At 65.9% G+C, this 18,239-nt stretch carries 15 protein-coding genes and 1 pseudogene; 2 read left to right on the forward strand and 14 right to left on the reverse strand.

Annotation, left to right across the window (positions count from 1 at the left end; genetic code table 11):
- Positions 1-38 precede the first annotated feature (38 nt).
- From greB to BUB23_RS16195, 11 genes are all read right to left on the reverse strand, one after another.
- A complete protein-coding gene (gene greB / locus BUB23_RS16145) occupies positions 39-593 on the reverse strand; it encodes a transcription elongation factor GreB (protein WP_073104617.1) in 555 nt (184 codons plus the stop codon).
- A gap of 1 nt (position 594) precedes the next feature.
- Positions 595-1,452 carry a PHP domain-containing protein gene (locus BUB23_RS16150; protein ID WP_425439554.1) on the reverse strand — a complete coding sequence of 286 codons (858 nt, stop codon included), beginning with the start codon at positions 1,450-1,452 and terminating at the stop codon, positions 595-597.
- Between the two features lie 35 nt (positions 1,453-1,487).
- Positions 1,488-2,429 (reverse strand): alpha/beta fold hydrolase, encoded by a 942-nt coding sequence (locus tag BUB23_RS16155; RefSeq protein WP_425439555.1) that lies wholly within the window; start codon positions 2,427-2,429, stop codon positions 1,488-1,490.
- 81 nt (positions 2,430-2,510) lie between these two features.
- Positions 2,511-3,911: a dihydrolipoyl dehydrogenase gene (lpdA, locus tag BUB23_RS16160; protein WP_073104623.1), complete on the reverse strand. Its 1,401-nt coding sequence runs from the start codon at positions 3,909-3,911 to the stop codon at positions 2,511-2,513.
- 9 nt (positions 3,912-3,920) lie between these two features.
- Positions 3,921-5,327: a dihydrolipoamide acetyltransferase family protein gene (locus tag BUB23_RS16165; protein WP_073104626.1), complete on the reverse strand. Its 1,407-nt coding sequence runs from the start codon at positions 5,325-5,327 to the stop codon at positions 3,921-3,923.
- A complete protein-coding gene (locus BUB23_RS16170) occupies positions 5,327-6,415 on the reverse strand; it encodes an alpha-ketoacid dehydrogenase subunit beta (protein ID WP_218599040.1) in 1,089 nt (362 codons plus the stop codon). The genes BUB23_RS16165 and BUB23_RS16170 overlap by 1 nt, the downstream gene beginning before the upstream one ends.
- A 2-nt stretch (positions 6,416-6,417) precedes the next feature.
- The gene (locus BUB23_RS16175; RefSeq protein WP_073104632.1) at positions 6,418-7,650 is read right to left on the reverse strand and encodes a thiamine pyrophosphate-dependent enzyme; all 1,233 of its coding nucleotides are present in this window, start codon (positions 7,648-7,650) and stop codon (positions 6,418-6,420) included.
- Positions 7,651-7,781: 131 nt separating this feature from the next.
- Positions 7,782-10,277 (reverse strand): DNA internalization-related competence protein ComEC/Rec2, encoded by a 2,496-nt coding sequence (locus BUB23_RS16180; protein ID WP_073105097.1) that lies wholly within the window; start codon positions 10,275-10,277, stop codon positions 7,782-7,784.
- A 161-nt stretch (positions 10,278-10,438) separates the two neighbouring features.
- Positions 10,439-11,263 (reverse strand): TatD family hydrolase, encoded by an 825-nt coding sequence (locus BUB23_RS16185; RefSeq protein WP_073104635.1) that lies wholly within the window; start codon positions 11,261-11,263, stop codon positions 10,439-10,441.
- 136 nt (positions 11,264-11,399) lie between these two features.
- Positions 11,400-12,131: an ABC transporter ATP-binding protein gene (locus BUB23_RS16190; RefSeq protein WP_073104638.1), complete on the reverse strand. Its 732-nt coding sequence runs from the start codon at positions 12,129-12,131 to the stop codon at positions 11,400-11,402.
- On the reverse strand, positions 12,124-13,395 hold the full coding sequence (locus BUB23_RS16195; RefSeq protein ID WP_073104641.1) for a lipoprotein-releasing ABC transporter permease subunit: 1,272 nt from the start codon (positions 13,393-13,395) through the stop codon (positions 12,124-12,126). The genes BUB23_RS16190 and BUB23_RS16195 overlap by 8 nt, the downstream gene beginning before the upstream one ends.
- A gap of 38 nt (positions 13,396-13,433) precedes the next feature.
- Between BUB23_RS16195 and BUB23_RS16200 the strand changes: the two genes are divergently transcribed.
- A complete protein-coding gene (locus tag BUB23_RS16200) occupies positions 13,434-14,372 on the forward strand; it encodes a hypothetical protein (RefSeq protein WP_073104644.1) in 939 nt (312 codons plus the stop codon).
- On the forward strand, positions 14,318-16,066 hold the full coding sequence (gene recJ, locus BUB23_RS16205) for a single-stranded-DNA-specific exonuclease RecJ (RefSeq protein WP_245801298.1): 1,749 nt from the start codon (positions 14,318-14,320) through the stop codon (positions 16,064-16,066). The genes BUB23_RS16200 and recJ overlap by 55 nt, the downstream gene beginning before the upstream one ends.
- A gap of 55 nt (positions 16,067-16,121) precedes the next feature.
- On the opposite strand, the gene BUB23_RS16210 is transcribed toward recJ, so the two are convergent.
- The 3 genes and pseudogenes from BUB23_RS16210 to BUB23_RS27180 form a co-directional block, all read right to left on the reverse strand.
- The gene (locus BUB23_RS16210; RefSeq protein WP_483878475.1) at positions 16,122-17,087 is read right to left on the reverse strand and encodes a DMT family transporter; all 966 of its coding nucleotides are present in this window, start codon (positions 17,085-17,087) and stop codon (positions 16,122-16,124) included.
- A 96-nt stretch (positions 17,088-17,183) separates the two neighbouring features.
- Positions 17,184-17,636 carry a VOC family protein gene (locus BUB23_RS27175; RefSeq protein WP_073105106.1) on the reverse strand — a complete coding sequence of 151 codons (453 nt, stop codon included), beginning with the start codon at positions 17,634-17,636 and terminating at the stop codon, positions 17,184-17,186.
- A gap of 87 nt (positions 17,637-17,723) precedes the next feature.
- Positions 17,724-18,116 (reverse strand): annotated as a pseudogene (locus tag BUB23_RS27180) (YybH family protein); the annotation flags it as partial.
- Between the last annotated feature and the right edge of the window lie 123 nt (positions 18,117-18,239).

The following is an 18,239-nucleotide window of genomic DNA, read 5'->3' on the forward strand; positions in this document are numbered from 1 at the left end:
AAACGCTCCATTTTACCTGCTTGCGTGACAAGGCGGGCTCACGTCGGATATATGACTTCCAGGATGTCCAGCTCATCGATCCCCGCAGGCGTACGCAAGGTAACCGTATCGCCCTCGCGGGCCTTGGTCAGCGCCCGCGCAACCGGGGAAATCCAGCTGATCTTTCCCAGCAAAGGCTCCGCCTCGTCCACGCCCACGATCGTCACCCGGAACTCCTCGCCCGCCTTGTCCGAATAAACCACCGTCGCGCCGAAAAAAATCTGGTCCTTGTTCGGCTGCGCGGCGGGGTCGACCACCTCCGCGATCTCGAGCCGCTTGGTCAGGAAGCGCATGCGCCTGTCAATTTCCCTGAGCCGTTTCTTGCCGTAGAGATAATCCCCATTCTCGGAGCGGTCGCCATTGGACGCCGCCCACGAAACGACCTGCACCACCGACGGGCGCTCCACCGTCATCAGATGCGCCAGTTCCTCGCGCAGACGCTGATAGCCCCCGGTCGTGATGTAGTTCTTCGTGCCCGCCGGAAGCTTTATGTCCTCCGAACCCAGCTCATCGTCATCATCGCCATCGGATTCTTTTACAAAAGCCTTGTTCATATCAGATCCAGTCCCGCCAAACAGGCGTCAAGTCGGCCGGCAACGATGGAAGCTCGCCCAGGTCCAGCCTGGCTTCCTTGGGGCTGTGGAAGTCCGATCCGCAAGACGCCATGAAACCGTAGCGCCGCGCCACCGCGGCGTATTCCGCATACTGATCGGGCGTATGGCTGCCGGTGATGACTTCGATCGCCGCGCCGCCCAGGTCTTTGAACTGCTCGAACAATGCATCGAACTGCATGGGCGAATAATTGTAGCGGCCCGGGTGCGCAATGGCGGCGCGGCCGCCCGCGCCTATGATCCAGCCCAGGGCCTGCTCCAGCGTCGACCACTGCACCTGCACATTGGCCGGCTTGTTTTCACCCAGGTATTTATCGAAGACCATCTGCATATTCCTGCAATAGCCATGCTCCACCAGAAAGCGCGCGAAATGGGTGCGGCTGATCAAGGACGGATTGGCCGCATACGGCAATGCGCCCTCGTAGCTGTTCGGAACTCCCATGGCCGTCAGCCTGTCGGCCATTTCGCGGGCGCGCACGGAGCGGCCGGCGCGCAGGCCCGCAAGCCCGGCGTTCAGTTTCGTGTCGAACTCGTCGACCCCCAGCCCAAGCACATGTATGGTTTGCCTGGCCCAGGTGACCGAGATCTCGACGCCGGGAACAAACTGCATGCCCAAGGCCTCGGCCTTGCGGCGCGCCTCGGCCAGGCCGGCGAGCTCGTCATGGTCGGTAAGGGCCCACAACTGCACGCCATTGGCGTGCGCGCGCGCGGCCAGCTCGGCCGGAGCCAGGACGCCGTCCGACATCGTCGAGTGGGAATGTAAATCGACTTTAATATGCAAACTCCGTTGAAGGTTAAACAGCCCTGGAAAGGGCTGTTTTCTCAAGTGTACGCCGATTAGTTTGTCAATAAAAATTCCGCCACCGGCTCGATTTGGTCGCCGCTGCGCAAGGTCGGCGCATGCCCTACATGGGGCACAGTATGCAGCCGCGCATGGGGGTTCCTGGCCAGCATTTCCTCGGCCACTTCGGCGGTCAGCAAATCCGACTCCTCGCCGCGCATCAGCAGGATGGGCGCGGTGATGCTTTCGTAGGCCGCCCAGAGAATGGCCTCGGAAGCCTGTATCCTGGCCTCGGATTGCTCCGCGAAGGGTTCGGCGATGCGCAGGTCGTAATGCCTGGCCCAGTGATCCCCCTGCTGATTGAACACATAGCGGGTGAGGTCCTCCCAGCCGGCCTGGTCGTGCGCGCCAAAGCCGGCCGACACCGAGCGGACATAGTCCACCGCCTGCGCGAAGGTGTCGAACTGCATGGGCTGCCCCACGTATTCGGCGATGCGGGTCAGGCCGGAAAAGCTCAGCTTGGGGCCTATGTCGTTGAGCACCATCTTGCCCAGGGACAGCGTCTGGTCGGCGGGCAAACCGCAAGCGCCGCGATCGGGCCTGACGATCGCCGAGATAGCCAGCGTGCCAGCCAGCCCCAGGCCTATCAGGCCGCCCATGGACGTGCCCACCCAGTCTAGCTGGGCGGGCTTGAGCCGCGCAATGAGGGTAAGCATATCGGCCACGTATTGCGGCACGACATAGTTGGCCGCGTTGATCAGCCAATCGGACTTGCCGCGGCCCACCACATCGGGGCAGACCACTCGATAATGCGGCGCCAGCCGCCTGGCCAGATGATCGAAGTCCCGCCCGGTGCGGGTCAGTCCGTGCACGCACAGCAGGACGCGGTCGTTGCCGGGATCGCCCCATTCCCAGTAGGCCATGCGATGCGTGCCGGCCGGACTCGCGCACATGACATAGTCCAGCCGGGGTTGAAGGTTCTCGTCGGGCGTGTACATATCGGTCATGGGGCGCTCGCTGCAAAGAGGAGTCCCGATTGTAGCTTAGGGGCTTGCGGGAAGCCGCGGGCTCGCGGCGCCCTAGATGTGCAGGGCGTGCCCCAGCGCCCTGAGGGCCGCTTCCTGCACGGCCTCGCCCAAAGAAGGATGAGCGTGGATGGTGCCCGCAATGTCCTCGAGACGGGCGCCCATTTCCAGCGACTGCGAAAAGGCGGCGCTCAATTCCGAGACGCCACGGCCCACCGCCTGCCAACCCACGATCAGGTGGTTGTCGCGGCGCGCAACCACGCGCACAAAGCCTTCGCCCGCCTCGAGCGTCATCGCGCGGCCATTGGCGGCAAACGGAAAGGCCGCGCTGATGCAGTCCATGCCGGCCTGCGCGGCTTCGTCCGGCGACAGGCCGGACACCACGATTTCAGGGTCGGTGAAGCACACCGCCGGAATCGAGGCGGGAACAAAGCGGCGCCGCTTGCCGGCGATGATTTCAGCCACCATTTCGCCCTGCGCCATGGCGCGATGGGCCAGCATGGGTTCGCCGGCGACATCGCCTATGGCCCAGACATTGCGCATGGATGTGCGGCATTGCTCATCGATGCGCAGCGCCGGCCCGTCCATGTCCAGCATCAGCGATTCCAGGCCGAACCCCGCCGTCCGCGGGCGCCGGCCCACGGCCACCAGCACCTGGTCGACCGCCAGCGCGGATGGTTCGCCTCGCGCATTCTCCAGGCGCAAGGCCCCGCCTTTTTCGTCCATGCCCAGTACGCGGCAGGACAAATGCAGGGAAACGCCCAGTTTCTTCAAGGCGGCCAGCACCGGTTTGGCCAGTTCGGCATCGTAGGCGGGCAGGATGCGGTCCTGGGCCTCGACCAGGCTCACCTTTACCCCCAGCTTGCTGTAGGCCATGCCGAGTTCCAGCCCGATATAGCCGGCCCCGACGACGGCCAGGCTTTGCGGCAGGCTTGCCGGCGACAAGGCCTGCGTGGACGAGATGACCGGGCCGCCAAACGGCATGAAAGGCAGTTCGACCGGCTGCGAGCCGGTGGCCAGCAACAAGTGCTCGCAGGCGATGCGCAGCACGCCGCCCGCCTGGCCGTCCTGCTGCGCGACCTCGACCGTTTTGCCGTCGACGATATGCGCCCAGCCCTTGACGACCCGCAGCCCGTTCCTCTTGAGCAAGGCCGCCACGCCGCCCGTAAGGCGGTCGACAATGCCGTCCTTCCAGGCCACGGTCCTGGCGATATCGATATGGGGCGACTGCGCCTGTATGCCCAGGGGCGACCCGGCTCCATAACTGGCCAGCTTGTGGAATTCCTCGGCGGCGTGTATCAGCGCCTTGGACGGTATGCAGCCTATGTTCAGGCAGGTTCCGCCAACGTTGCCGGCTTCGACCAGCGTGGTGGCGATACCCAATTGCGCGGCGCGGATGGCGGCCACATAGCCGCCCGGGCCGCCGCCGATGACCAGTAATGTGCTTGATTGCATGAGCGCCCCTTATTCCACGAACAGCATGGCCGGGCATTCGAGATATCCCCGTATGCGCTGGATAAACTGGGCCGCATGCATGCCGTCGACCACCCGGTGGTCGAAGGATGAAGACAGGTTCATGATCTTGCGCGCCACGACGGCGCCTCCCAGGATGACGGGACGCTCGACTATGCGGTTGACGCCGACGATCGCCACTTCGGGGTGATTGATGACGGGGGTGGAGACTATGCCCCCCAATGAACCCAGGCTGGTAAGCGTGATGGTCGAACCGGAAAGCTCGTCGCGGGCCGCGCTCGCGCTGCGGGCCGCGTCGGCCAGCCGGGTGATTTCCGAGGCGCAGGACCACAGGTCCAGCGTCTCGGCGTGGCGCAGGACCGGCACCATCAAGCCCGCATCGGTCTGCGCGGCAATGCCCATATGCACGGGGCCGTAGCGCGTGACCACGCCATTGTCGTCGTCGTAGCGGGCATTGATCTGCGGAAATTCGCGCAAGGCCAGCACCATGGCCCTGGCCAGAAATGGCAGGATGGTGAGCTTGCCGCGTTCGGCGCCCCACTGCGCGTTCAGGCGCGAACGCAAGGCTTCCAGCTCCGTGACGTCGATTTCCTCTACATAAGTAAAGTGCGGAATGCGGCGCTTGGATTCCTGCATTTTCTGCGCTATCTTGCGGCGCAGGCCGATGACCGGAACCTGCTGCTCGTCATCGCGCGGAGCATAGGCGGCGGGGCGGGCCCGCCCAACCGCCGCCGTCGCGCCGCGCGCCAGGTAGGCGTCCAGGTCGCCGTGGGAAATGCGCCCCGCCGGCCCCGTGCCCGGCACGTATTGCAATTCGATGCCGAGGTCCCAGGCCCGCTGGCGCACGGCCGGCGACGCCAGCGGCTTGCCGCCGGCCGGGCGCGCGGCGCCCGCGGCAATGGCGGAATGATAGTCGCCGCTCTGGCTCGGTTCGGCACGCCGCGGCTGAGGCGCCGGGACGGGCTGGGCGGCGGCGTCAGGCGCTACGCCCGCTGCCGAGGCCGCAGCAGGTTCAACGGAAGACGGCCGGTCCGCAGCCTGATCGCGCGCGGCCGCCGGCGCTGAAGCCGTCGAAGCCTCAGCGCCCGAAGCCACGCCGGGCGCAGATGCCGGCGCGGAACGCGCCGTGGCGGGCGCGGCGGCTGCATTGCCCGCCCCTTCGACTTCCAGGCGTATCAGTTCGGACCCGACGGCCATCACTTCGCCTACCGCGCCGCCCAGCGACACCACCTTGCCGTGCACGGGCGATGGCACCTGGACGGTGGCCTTGTCGGTCATCACGTCGGCCAGGAGCTGGTCCTCGACCACGCTGTCGCCCGGCTGCACATGCCATTCCACCAGTTCGACCTCGGCGATCCCTTCGCCGATGTCCGGCATTTTGATAATGTGCGTGCCCATTATCGCGCCTCCCGCGTAGCGGCGCCGTCGCCGGCATGGGAGCCTTGCATGGTCCCCATCACGCGCCGGTAGGCCTCCCCGACCCGTTTGGGGCTGGGGAAATAGGCCCATTCATGGGCATGCGGATACGGCGTGTCCCACCCGGCGATTCTTTCGATGGGGGCTTCCAGGTGGTAAAAGCAATGTTCCTGGATCAATGCGGTCAACTCCGCGCCGAAACCGCTGGTTTGCGTGGCTTCGTGCAGGACGACGCAGCGCCCGGTCTTCTTGACCGATGCCACGATGGTGTCGAGGTCCAGCGGCCAGAGGCTGCGCAAATCGATGATTTCGGCATCGATGCCGGATTCGGCGGCGGCAACATCGGCGACGAAAACCATGGTGCCGTAGGTCAGGACGGTAAGCTCGGCGCCCGCCCGGAAGACGGACGCCGATTCCAGCGGGACAGTGTAATAGCCATCGGGCACATTGCCCAAGGGATGCTTGGACCAGGGCACCACCGGCTGGTCGTGGTGGCCATCGAAGGGGCCGTTGTACAGGCGCTTGGGTTCAAGAAAAATGACCGGATCGTCGCATTCGATGGCGGCGATGAGCAGCCCCTTGGCGTCGTAGGGATTCGAGGGCATGACCGTGCGCAAGCCGCTGACGTGGGTGAACAGGGCCTCGGGGCTTTGGCTATGGGTCTGGCCGCCATAGATCCCGCCCCCGCAAGGCATGCGTATGGTCAGCGGAGCAATGAATTCGCCCGCCGAGCGGTAGCGCAGGCGCGCGGCTTCCGAGACGATCTGGTCGGTGGCCGGGTAGAAATAATCGGCGAACTGGATTTCCACCACGGGGCGCAGGCCGTAGGCCCCCATGCCCACCGCGGCGCCCACGATGCCGCCTTCGGAGATGGGCGCGTCGAACACCCGGCTGCGGCCGTATTTGGCCTGCAGGCCTTCGGTGCAGCGGAACACGCCGCCGAAATAGCCGACGTCCTGCCCGAAAATGACGACATTGTCGTCGCGTTCCAGCATGACATCCATGGCCGAGCGCAAGGCCTGGATCATGGTCATGGGAGTGGTTTTCTGTTTCAGGGAAGTGTCGTCCATGTTCATACCCCCAGTTGCTGGCGTTGGCGGCGCAAGTGCCAGGGCATGTCTTTGTAGACATCCTCGAACATGCTCGCGACGCTGGAGGTCTGGCCGGTGGCCAGCGTGCCGTGGCTTTCCGCCTGTTTCTGCGCGGCGATGACCTCGGCCTCGTAGGCTTTCTGGGTGCTGTGCTGCTCTTCCTCGGACCACGCGCCGATGCCGATGAGATGCCGCTTCAGGCGGTCGATGGGATCGCCCAGCGGGAAGCGGGCCCAGTCGTCGGCCGGCCGGTACTTGGAAGGATCGTCGGAGGTGGAATGCGGGCCGGCCCGGTAGGTCACCCACTCGATGAGCGTCGGACCCAGGTTGCCGCGGGCGCGTTCGACGGCCCATTGCGAGGCCGCGTAGACCGCCAGGAAGTCATTGCCGTCGACCCGCAAGGACGCAATGCCGCTGCCCACGCCGCGGGCGGCGAAAGTGGTGCTTTCGCCGCCCGCCAGCGCCTGGAAGGAAGAGATGGCCCACTGGTTATTGATCACATTCAGTATGACCGGCGCCTGGTACACATGGGCGAAGGTCAGCGCCGTCTGGAAGTCGGCCGCGGCGGTCGCGCCGTCGCCTATCCAGGCCGACGCGATTTTCGTATCGCCTTTGATGGCCGAGGCCATGGCCCAGCCCACCGCCTGCACGAACTGCGTCGCCAGGTTGCCGGAAATGGAAAAGAAGCCGGCGTCGCGCACCGAATACATGACGGGCAGCTGGCGGCCCTTGAGGCGATCGCGATCGTTGGAGAACAGTTGGCACATCATGTCGAACAAAGGAACGTCCTGGGCGATCAGCAGGTTCTGCTGGCGATACGACGGGAAGCACATGTCGCCCTTGGACAGCGCCATCACCTGCGCCGTGCCTATGGCTTCTTCGCCCAGGCTCTGCATATAGAACGACATTTTCTTCTGCCGCTGCGCGATCAGCATGCGGGCGTCGAAGATGCGCGTCTTGATCATGGACTGCAAGCCCTTGCGCAACAGCTCAGGGGCTATGGCCTGCGCCCACGGCCCTGTGGCATTGCCGTCGTCATCGAGAACGCGCACCAGGGTGTAGGCCATGTCGGTGGTGTCGATGGCGGAGGTGTCTACGGGGGGCTTGCGCGCCGCGCCGGCCGCAGCCAGGCGCAAATAAGAGAAATCGGTGGCATGGCCGGGGCGCCCGGAGGGCTCGGGCACGTGCAGCCGTAATGGAATGTTTTGTCTCATGTTTGCTTCAAAAATGTCTTGTGGAATTTTCGAACCGCTACTCGTTTTGTGCGCCGTCTTGTGGACAGCAGATTCCATCATCGCCGATTCGCCTTGAATGCGCAAGCGCGCCCGCGAGGCCGGCCGGGGCGCTATTGGCCCTGCCAATAGCGCGGCGCGAACTGGCGCTCGCCGTGGGCCGACAGGCCCGTGGCGCGCGAGCGCAGCGTGACAGCGCCGTCACGGTCGGTGCGCCAGAACGCGGCGCCGGCGTCTTGCCAGCGCCGCTCGACCACAGGGCTCGGATGACCGTAGCGGTTCCACCATCCGGCCTGCGCGATCACATGCGCGGCCTGGACGGCGTCGACAAACTGCCGGCTGGATGAATTCCTGGAACCATGGTGCGCGGCCAGCACCACGTCCACCGGCTGCAGGCCCCGATCCAGCAAGGACGCTTCCTGCGCGGCGCCGATATCGCCGGGCAGCAGGATGGAATGGTGGCGCCCCCGCACCCGCAGCACACAGCCGCGGCTATTGCGCTGCCGGTCTTGCGCCGGGGGACTTGCGGCGGCGGGCTCCAGGGGCCATAGGAATTCGAAGGCCACGCCATCGACCCGCCATCCCATCCCTTGCCCGCACGGCGACATCGCCAAAGGCAGCGGCGGCAATTGCCCCGGCGCGCCCAGAAGACGCGCCTCCCGCGCCAGGTAGCCGCGCACATCGAAGGAGCTGTATGACTGCCCCACCGGCAACGCCTGCAGCAGGCTGCGCGCCCCGCCGGCATGGTCGATATCGGCGTGCGAAATCACCATGACATCGAGCTTGCGTATGCCCTGCGAGCGCAGGAAGGGCAAGATGGCGCGCGCCCCGTCATCGGATGCGGCGCTGCTGCGCAAGCCGGTATCGAACAGCAGGACATGGCTTGCGGTCTGTATGACTATCGCGCCGGCCTGGCCGACATCCAGGGCATACAAGTCCCAGCCGCCCTCGGGCGGCCGCTTGGGCGCCCACAGCAAGGCCGGCAGCATCAGCAGCCAGGCCATATTGCGCGAAGGGATGCCGCGGGGCGTCGACGCCAGGCACAATCCCAGCAAGGCGAGCAGCGTGGCCCATGGCGGCGCGGCCGCGGCGGTGAAGCTGGCCGCGCCGGAGGCGGCCAGCCAGGCCGTGGGCGCCATCATGATTTCCAGGACGGCGTGGCCCAGCCAGGCCGAAGCCGCGGCCAGCGGCTCCAGCCCGGGAACCAGGGCGGCGCCCGCCGCCAGCAGGGACAAGGGCGTTATCACCAGGCTGACGAGCGCGATGGCGTAGGCATTGGCCAGCGGCGCGGCGAGCGAGACCTCGTGGAAAACCAGCGCCAGCAAAGGCATCAGGCCTGCGGTGATGGCCAGTTGCAGGCCTGCGGCCTTGGCCAGCAAAAGGCGCCAGCGCCGCCAGCGGCTGGCGGGCCGCGGCCCCAGCGGCCGGCCCCACCAGCCCGCGCTGGCCATCAGCACGGCGACGGCGCCGAATGACAGCCAGAAGCCGCTGGCCAGCAAAGCCCAGGGATCGAGCAGCACCACCGCGAAGGCGGCCAGGGGCAGGAGCCGGGACGCATCCATGGGCAGGCGCAGCAAATAGGCCGCCGCCACGACCGCCAGCATCAGGAAGGTGCGCCGCGCGGGCACGCCCCAGCCGGCCAAAAGGCAGTACAGCCAGGCGACCAGCAAGGCCGCCAGGGCGGCCGCCACCTGGGCGGGCAGCCGCTCAGCCAGCGCGCGGCCCCGCAAACGCCCGCGCCGCCATAGCCAGAAAGCCAATGAGCCGCCCAGCGCCGCGATCATGGTGATATGCGAGCCGCTGATCGATACGAGATGGGTAATGCCGGTGCGATTGAACACCTGCCAGTCGGATGCCTCGACACTGGCCTGGTCGCCTATGGCCAGGGCCAGCAGCACCGCGCCGTAGCGCTTGCCCGCCAGATACGGCTGCATGGCGGCGCGCACGCGATGCCGCGCGCGCTGCGCCATCACCGGCAGGCTGGCCCAGGGTTCGTCGCGCAGCAATAGCGGCGCGCCCCGCACGCTGCCGGTGGCCCTGATACCCTGCGCAAACAGATGGGACTCATAGTCGAAGGCATGCGGGTTGCGGTTGCCGTGGGGCTTTTTGAGCGTGAGCGACATGCGCCACACCTGGCCAGGCGCCAATTCCGCGAAGCCGGCGTAGCCGCCATCGGCCGGCGCGCGCCCTGCCCGGCCGTAGGGACCCGCCCAGTCCGGCGCGGCCCAAGTGACCTGGATGCGCGAGGGCACGCCCGCCGGCATGGAGGAAATGACCTCGGCTTCGAACTGGCGGCTGTCCGGGTCCAGGCGCGGCAGCGCCGCCACGCGCAGCACCACTCTGGAAACCCGGTTTTCATTGGCGCTATCCAGGCTGTCGGCAAGCCGGTGTTCGGCGCGGGCCACGGCGACGAGCAGCCCGGCGATCCCCGCCCACAAGGGCAGCAGCACATGCCATCGATGCCTTCCCGCCAGCGAAAAAACCGCGATCGACACCAGGACGGCCAAGGCTAGCGCCCCCGCCCATATGACATGATCGGGCAGGTAAGGCAGGCCATGCGCCGCGCCGGTTGCGGCGACGAAGGCCAGCAAGCAGATGCGCCCTGTCACGCTCGTCAGCTCCCAAATGGCGTAGCGTAAGGGCCGCGCGGAAAAAAAGGAGCGTTGGCGGGATCGGGCCATCCCTTCGGATTCTACTCATCGATCCATCATGAGCGGCATCGATTCCGCGCAGCCGGATCATTTCCCGCGCAAACCTGCCCTGACAAGGCTCAGGATGCGTCGCCCAGCGCCCCGCCCAGGCGCGGCAGCACCCGCCTGGCGTTGGCCCCGCAAGCCTGGATGAGGTCTTCGACCGCCATATTGCGCAGTTCGGCCAGCGCCTGGGCAATCCCTGCCACTTCGCCAGGCTCGTTCCGGGACGCGGCTTGGGCGGGTTCGCCCAGCCAGGCTGGGGGAATATCGGGCGCGTCGGTTTCCAGCACCAGCGCCGCCAGCGGCAACTGCGCCGCGAGGCGGCGTATCTGCAGGGCGCGGGTGAAGGTCATGGCGCCGCCGAAACCGAGGGCGAAGCCGCGCTCGATGAACTGCTGCGCCTGCTGGAAGCTGCCATTGAAGGCGTGGGCGATGCCGCTGACCCGGGGATGCCGGCGCAAGTGCTTGAGCAATACATCCTGCGAACGCCTCACGTGCAGCAATACCGGCAAGCCATAGCGCTCGGCCAGTTCCAGTTGCGCCAGGTAAAAACTTTCCTGCTTGTCGCGCATTTCGGGCTCTTTCAGGGCCGGAATGAAAAAATCCAGGCCTATTTCCCCTATCGCCACAAAGCGCGGATCATCGAGCGACTGCTGGATCCGGGATTCCAGTTCGGCGAGGTCGCCGGCCTGTGCGTCGGGCACGCATAGGGGATGTATCCCCAGCGCATAGCTGCCCCCCTTGAAGGAATGGGCGAGCTCGCGCACCGCGCCGAAATTGAATTGCGCCACCGCCGGAATCACTATGCCGCCCACGCCTTTCTCGCCGGCCCGTTCAATGACCGCGGCGCGATCGGCCGCGAATTCATTGGCGTCCAGGTGGCAGTGGGTGTCAATCAGCATTCCATCATCTCCAGTCTTCGTCGTGGCCGCGTCTTACCCGCCCCGCCTGAGCGGCCCCCACCTCGGCGGCCCCACCTGAGCGGCACTGCCTTGGCAGCCCCGCCAAATACGCGGCGCGGGCGCCGCTAATCCGGCGCTATCGCTGATCCCCAACAGCGATCAGGGGAGGCACCTCCGGGTCCACCAGGCGGCCCTTGTCCATGGACAACTGCCGGTGGGCCAGCGCGGCCAGCGCGGCATCGTGGGTGACAATGGCAAATGCCGTGCCGAACTCGCGGTTCATGCGCACCAGCAAATCGAACATGCTCTCGGCCGTGTAGCGGTCCAGGTTGCCGGTCGGTTCATCGGCCAGCACGCAGGCCGGGCGGGTCACCAGCGCCCGGGCCAGCGCCACGCGCTGGCGCTCCCCCCCCGACAACTGGCCTGGATAGTGGTCGATGCGGGCGGCCAGGCCCACCTGTTCCAGCACGATCTGCGCCTGTTCCCGGGCCTTGCCGCGGCTTTCGCGCCGCACGATAAGCGGCATGGCGACATTGTCCAATGCCGAGAACTCCGGCAGAAGATGATGGAACTGGTACACGAAACCCAGCGTGCGGTTGCGCAGTTGGCTGCGCTGCGCCTCGCTCAAACCATCGGCCGACATGCCGTTGACGAATACCGAGCCCGAGGTCGGCAAGTCCAGCAGGCCCAGGGTATGCAGCAAGGTGCTCTTGCCCGAGCCGGATGCGCCCACGATGGCCACCATTTCGCCGGGGTCCACATGCAGGCTGACATCGCGCAAGACCTCGATGGCGACGCCGCCCTCGCGATAGGTCTTGACCAGGTTGCGGGCGCTCAAGGCATGGACGACAGGGGTATTATTAGTCATGGCGCAGCACCTCGGCCGGTTGCAGGCTGGACGCGCGCCAGCTGGGATATAGCGTGGCCAGCAGGGACAACACCAGCGATGTAAGCGCCACCACCAGGATGTCGGTCAGTTGCGGGTTGGACGGCAGCTCGCTGATGAAATAGATTTGCTGCGGCAGGAATTGCACGCCCAGCATGCGCTCGATGAAGGGAACGATGACATCGATGTTGTAGGCGACCAGGACTCCGAAGGCCACGCCCAGCAAAGTGCCGACGATGCCTATCAGCGACCCTTGCACCAGGAAGATCTTGGCGATCTCGCGCGGGCTGGCGCCCAGGGTGCGCAAGATGGCGATGTCGGAACGCTTGTCCTTGACCGCCATCACCAGGGACGACAGCAGGTTGAAGGCGGCGACCGCGACGATCAAGGCCAGGATGAGGAACATCATGCGCTTTTCGGTTTGCACCGCGGCGAACCAGGTGCGGTTGTTTTGCGTCCAGTCTTGCGCCTGCACAAAAGGCGGCAGCGTTTTTCCCAAGTCGCGCGCCACCAGCGGGGCCTGCTGCATGTCGGCGATGCGCAAGCGCACGCCGCTGGTCCCGCTATCGCGGAAGACCTTGGCGGCGTCCTCATAATTGATGAAAGCCAGCGAGGCATCGTATTCGTAGTAGCCAGAAGAAAATATCCCGGTAACGGTGAATTGCCGCATGCGCGGGGTGAAGCCGGCGGGCGATATCGAACCCTGGGGGGCCAGCACCAGGACGGTATCGCCGGCGCTCACCCCCAGCATGTTGGCGATCTGGTTGCCCAATACAATGGAAAAGCTGCCGGGCTTGAGCGCCGCGATATCGCCGGCTATCATTTGCCCGCCCACGTCCGAGACGGCGCTTTCCAGCTGGGGATCGATGCCGCGCACCTGCACCCCGCTGAGCGCCTCGCCGCGCACTATCATGCCCTGCGCCGCCACGAACGGCGCCGTGCCCCTGACTTGCGGATTCTCCTTGGCCAGCGCGGCGATTTCCCGCCATTGCGACAAGACCTGCTCGGGGTCCATGCGCGGCACATACAGCTCGATATGCGGCAATACCGAAAGCATGCGGTCCCTGACCTGGGTTTGGAACCCGTTCATGACCGACAGCACCACGATCAGCGCCGCGACGCCCAGGGCAATACCCGCCATGGAGCTGGCGGCGATAAACGACACGAAGCGGTCACCGCGTCCGCCCCGGCGCCGGGACCGCGCCAGACCCGCATAGCGCGCCCCTATCCATAATTCATAAGACATCGTTAAGCACCGTTTTCCATTAACACTACAATCCAGGAATGCAAATCGTACTACCTGGCGCCCTGCCCGACCCCCGCGAGGCGCGCGAACTGACTTCTTACCTGCAAAAAACCGCTCCCACGCTGCTGCGCTGGCTGGAGCAAGGCCGCGCCCGCAGCATACCAGCCGATCCGGCGCAGACCGGCTGTACGCCCTATGAGCAGTGGCAATTGACCACGCGCGGGTTCAAGCCCGGCGATGGGCAGAATCTCAGCGCAGGCCTGGCTCCGTTATGGGCGGGGCCTCTTGCCCGCGACCAGGCGCCGGTCTGGCTGGCGGAGCTGGTCCATGTTGCCCCTTCCCGCGATGGCGCCGCGCTGCTGCCGGCGCGCGAGCTCGCCATCACGCCAGAGCAGAGTGTAGCCTTGTTCGAATCGGCGCAAAGCCTGTTCGCCGGCACAGGCTTCACACTGCAAGCCCGCGGCACCGAACATTGGCGCCTCGGTCTGCCCGAGGGTTTCGCGCCGCTGTGCGCCAGCCCGGCCTTGGTCAGCATCAGTTCGGTGAACGACTGGTGGCCGCAAGACATCGGCGCGCGGCCCTGGCGCCGCCTGGTCAACGAGTTGCAAATGCTATGGTTCGACCACCCGGTCAACCAGGCGCGCTATCGCCAGGGCCTGGTTCCCGTCAACAGCCTGTGGCTGTTCGGCGGGGCGAGCGCGGATCAATTGCAGGCTCCGGCCAGGCCTGGCGCCGTCCAGACCCACGACGCCCTGCTGGCCCCCGGCATCAGCCATGACTGGGGCGGCTGGCTGGCGGCGCTGGGCCAGCTCGAAACACAGATATTCCGGCCCCTGGCGGCAGGCAAGGCGCCCGAACTGGTGCTCACCGGCGCCGACCGCATCGTCGAAGTCAGGCCTGACGCATGGCAACAATGGACACAATGGCTGCCCGGCAGCCGGCAAGCATGGAGGAAGTGGTGGTCACCCCAAGATTAAGCACCCGTCTGGCTAATTTCCAGGCATCGCAAGCCCTGGAAGCCGCAGGCATACACCCCTTGCTGGCGCGCCTCTGGGCGGCCCGCGGCGTCTGCCACCCGGGCGAGACGCTGCTCGCCTGGGGCGCCCTGATTCCGCCCGGCCAGCTGACTCATATACAGCGCGCCGCCGGCATACTGGCCGACGCCATACACGCGCGCAAGCGCCTGCTGATCGTCGCCGACTACGATTGCGATGGCGCCACGGCCTGCGCGGTGGGCATGCGCGCGCTGCGCAGCATGGGCGCCGTCGTCGACTTCCTGGTGCCCAACCGTTTCGAAACCGGGTACGGCCTTTCGCCGGCCGTCGTGGAACTGGCGCTGCGGCATCCCGCCGGCAAGCCCGATATCCTGGTCACCGTCGACAACGGCATCGCCAGCGTCGACGGCGTGCATGCCGCCACCCTGGCGGGCATCGATGTCGTCATCACCGACCACCACCTGCCCGGCGACATCCTGCCGCAGGCCCTGGCCATCGTCAATCCCAACCAGCCCGGTTGCGGCTTCCCCTCCAAGAACCTGGCCGGCGTGGGGGTGATTTTCTACCTCATGCTCGCACTGCGCGCCGAGTTGCGCCAGCGCGGCGTCTACCCCAAGGATGGCGGGCCGCGCCTGGACAATCTGGCGGACCTTGTAGCGCTGGGCACCGTGGCCGATGTCGTCAAGCTCGACGCCAACAACCGCGTGCTCGTCACGCAGGGGCTGCAAAAAATGCGCGCGGGGCGCATGCAGCCTGGCGTGCGCGCCTTGTTTGCCGTCGCGGGGCGCGAGCCGCGCCAGGCCAGCGGCTTTGACCTGGGCTTCGCCCTGGGCCCGCGCATCAATGCCGCCGGCCGCCTGGCCGACATGAGCATAGGCATCAATTGCCTGATCACCGATGATGAAGGCCAGGCGCTCGAACTGGCGCGCCAGCTCGACGGCATGAACCAGGAACGCCGCGGCATCGAAACCACCATGCGCGAGGAAGCGCTGGCCGCCATAGAAGCGTCCAGCCCCACCATAGGCGCAAGCGTCTGCGTCTATCACCCCGAATGGCATCAGGGCGTGGTGGGGCTGGTCGCTTCGCGCCTGAAAGAAACCTATTGGCGCCCCACCCTGGCCTTCGCCCGCTCGGATTCCGGCGAACTGCGCGGCTCGGGCCGCTCCATCCCGGATGTGCACTTGCGCGACGTCCTGGACCTGGTTTCCAAGCGCTATCCCGGCATTATCCTGAAATTCGGTGGCCACGCCATGGCCGCCGGCCTGACGCTGCGCGAAGAGGCCTACGGAGCTTTCATCGGCGGCTTCGATGCCGCGGTCATAGAGCTCAGCGGCAAGGCCAGCTTCGACCCCGTCATCGAAACCGACGGGTCCCTCGAAAGCGGCTATGCCAATGCCGAAGTGGCCGGGCTGCTGCAGCAACAGGTCTGGGGCGCGGGTTTTCCCGCTCCCATATTCCGCGACACCTTTCATGTGCGCCAGCAGCGCCTGCTGAAGGACAAGCACCTGAAGCTGAACCTGGAGCGCGGCAATCAGCGCTTCGACGCCATCTGGTTCAACCACGCCGACATGCTGCCCGAGTATGCCGACGTGGCTTACCGGCTGGACCAGAATGTATGGAACGGCATGGTCTCGGCGCAGTTGATCATCGAATACGCCTGCGCCCCCGCAAGCTGACGCGCCACAGGCCAGCCTGGCGGCGCGCCAGGAGCCAGTGGAGCAACGAAGGCGGCTATTCCTGCGCCACGGCAATGCCGGCGCCCGCCGGCCTGGCGGGCAGCGTCGCCAGTAGCAGGCCGGCCAGGGCCAGGGCGAAGGCCACAAGCTGCATGCCGCCCAGCGTTTCACCCAATGCCAATACGCCGACCACGGCCGCGCTGACCGGCAGCATGACGGTAAAGACCCCGGCGCGCGAGGCCGGCACGGACTTCAACCCCGTCATCCACAGCCAGACCGTCCAGACGCTGGCCGCCAGCGCGTAAAACAGCAACAGCAGCCACATTTCGGCGGCCACGCCCGCAAAATCGAAATCCAGGGCGGCGTAGGCGCCAAAAGGAAACATCAGCGCGAAGCCCCATAAGTTGATGACGGCGCTGATCCGCTTGGGGCTCATCACCGCCGTGAGCTTCTTGCCGATGACGGCATACGACGCTTCGCACAATACCGCGCCGAATATCAGCGCATCGCCCAGCCAGGCCCTGCCGGGCGCGCCCGCGGCAGGCAACAACCCGTCCGCGGCCGGCGCCGCCCCGCCTTTGGCCAGCGACAGCAAAGCGATGCCCGCCGCTCCGCAGAGAATAGCGCCCCAGACCCGCGGGCTTATGCTTTCTTTCAGGAAAGCGCGGCTCATCAGGGCGACCATGGCCGGAATCGCGGACATGATCACACCCGCCGAGACCGCCGTGGTCATGCTCACCCCGAAAATCATGCAAAGCGTGAACAGAAAATTCCCCAGAAACGATTCCAGGAAAATCAGACCCCGGGTCTGCGCCGACAGGGCCGGCTCGGACTTGGGCTTGCGCAGCCAGCGCAGCATGGCCAGGCCGCCTATGCCAAAGCGCAGCCAGGCCAATAGCACCACCGGAAATACCATGGCCAGAGGCTTGGAAAGCGCCACATAGGAACCGACCAGGGACATGCTCAGGGCCAGGCACCCGTAGGCGGCCAGGCGGCTGGGCGGGGGGCTCGGGGAAGTCAATTGCTGGCAGCCTTTCAAGTAGTGCAACTGCCATTTTACCGGCCTTGCGCGCGCTGTCCATGCGCCCGCGCCGCGCGGGCGGCGCCATGGCCAGGTTCAGGCCTGGTCGGCAGCGCCCTGGGTGCAGGCGTTCTGCGCGCCCTTCTGCATTTCCTCGGGGCTGACGTCGCGTATGTGAGTGGCGATGGACCAGCGATGCCCGAACGGGTCCTCCACGACCCCATAGCGGTCCCCCCAGAACATATCTTCCGCCGGCATGACGACCTTGGCCCCCGCGGCCGCGGCGCGCTCCATCGACGCGTCGACATCATCGACATATAGATGCACCGTCACGGGTGACCCCTTCAGCGACTTGGGGCCCAGCGAGCCCCATTGCGGGAATTCGTCCATCAGCATGACGACCGAATCGCCTATGCGCACGGAGGCATGCACCAGCTTGCCTTCCGGGCCGGCCAGGCGGCGGATTTCGGTCGCATTGAACGCCTTTTTGTAAAACTCGACGGCATCGGCGGCGCCCGCGCAGATCAAATGCGGCGTTATGCTATTCATGCCCCTGGGAATGCGGCTCACCGCGGGCGCGCCATCGGGGGTCAGGTCAAACAGCGCTTTGCCGCTCTGCATATCGAAGGGCGCGGAAAAATGCTCATGGACTATCGTCCATTTGCCGTCGATCTGGCGGTAGCAGGAAGACATGCGCATCCACGACGCTTTTTCCTGTCCCTTGTCGTCCTTCATCCCGCATCGGAGCAGGCAGTGGCCGAATGCCAGATCGCCTTGCGCCGCGATATCCAGTTCCCGGGGCTCGAAAATCATGGGACCCGGGCACATGGCCATGCAGGCTTCCCAATGCTTGCCGTAGTCCTGCACCCCTTTGAACTGCAATTGGCTCACGGCGTCGAAGGCCACCACATCGGACGCGTAGTGCGACATGATGGCCTTCACATCGCCTCCCTTCACCGCCTCGATCCAGCTTTCGACCCTGGCCCGGATTTCGCCCTGGGCCACGGTGCTTGTACTTGCTGTGTCCATAGTCTCTCTCCTTTATGGAAATTGATGATGAGCGGAACGCCGCGGCGGGACTTTGGCCGCGGCTTGCCGTCATCGGGCATAAATTAGCATTTTATAGTCCTGAAAAACAACTATATAATCCTG

Source organism: Pollutimonas bauzanensis, from assembly GCF_900129885.1.
Classification (GTDB): domain Bacteria; phylum Pseudomonadota; class Gammaproteobacteria; order Burkholderiales; family Burkholderiaceae_B; genus Pollutimonas; species Pollutimonas bauzanensis.

Bases quoted from the DNA above. Each gene is read 5' to 3' on its own strand.
- BUB23_RS16190 (WP_073104638.1), bottom strand. From the start codon at position 12,131: ATGACTAATAATACCCCTGTCGTCCATGCCTTGAGCGCCCGCAACCTG.
- BUB23_RS16195 (WP_073104641.1), bottom strand. From the start codon at position 13,395: ATGTCTTATGAATTATGGATAGGGGCGCGCTATGCGGGTCTGGCGCGG.
- BUB23_RS16185 (WP_073104635.1), bottom strand. From the start codon at position 11,263: ATGCTGATTGACACCCACTGCCACCTGGACGCCAATGAATTCGCGGCC.
- recJ (WP_245801298.1), top strand. From the start codon at position 14,318: ATGGCTGCCCGGCAGCCGGCAAGCATGGAGGAAGTGGTGGTCACCCCA.
- BUB23_RS16165 (WP_073104626.1), bottom strand. From the start codon at position 5,327: ATGGGCACGCACATTATCAAAATGCCGGACATCGGCGAAGGGATCGCC.
- BUB23_RS16170 (WP_218599040.1), bottom strand. From the start codon at position 6,415: ATGGACGACACTTCCCTGAAACAGAAAACCACTCCCATGACCATGATC.
- BUB23_RS16155 (WP_425439555.1), bottom strand. From the start codon at position 2,429: ATGTACACGCCCGACGAGAACCTTCAACCCCGGCTGGACTATGTCATG.
- greB (WP_073104617.1), bottom strand. From the start codon at position 593: ATGAACAAGGCTTTTGTAAAAGAATCCGATGGCGATGATGACGATGAG.
- BUB23_RS27175 (WP_073105106.1), bottom strand. From the start codon at position 17,636: ATGAATAGCATAACGCCGCATTTGATCTGCGCGGGCGCCGCCGATGCC.
- BUB23_RS16175 (WP_073104632.1), bottom strand. From the start codon at position 7,650: ATGAGACAAAACATTCCATTACGGCTGCACGTGCCCGAGCCCTCCGGG.
- lpdA (WP_073104623.1), bottom strand. From the start codon at position 3,911: ATGCAATCAAGCACATTACTGGTCATCGGCGGCGGCCCGGGCGGCTAT.
- BUB23_RS16200 (WP_073104644.1), top strand. From the start codon at position 13,434: ATGCAAATCGTACTACCTGGCGCCCTGCCCGACCCCCGCGAGGCGCGC.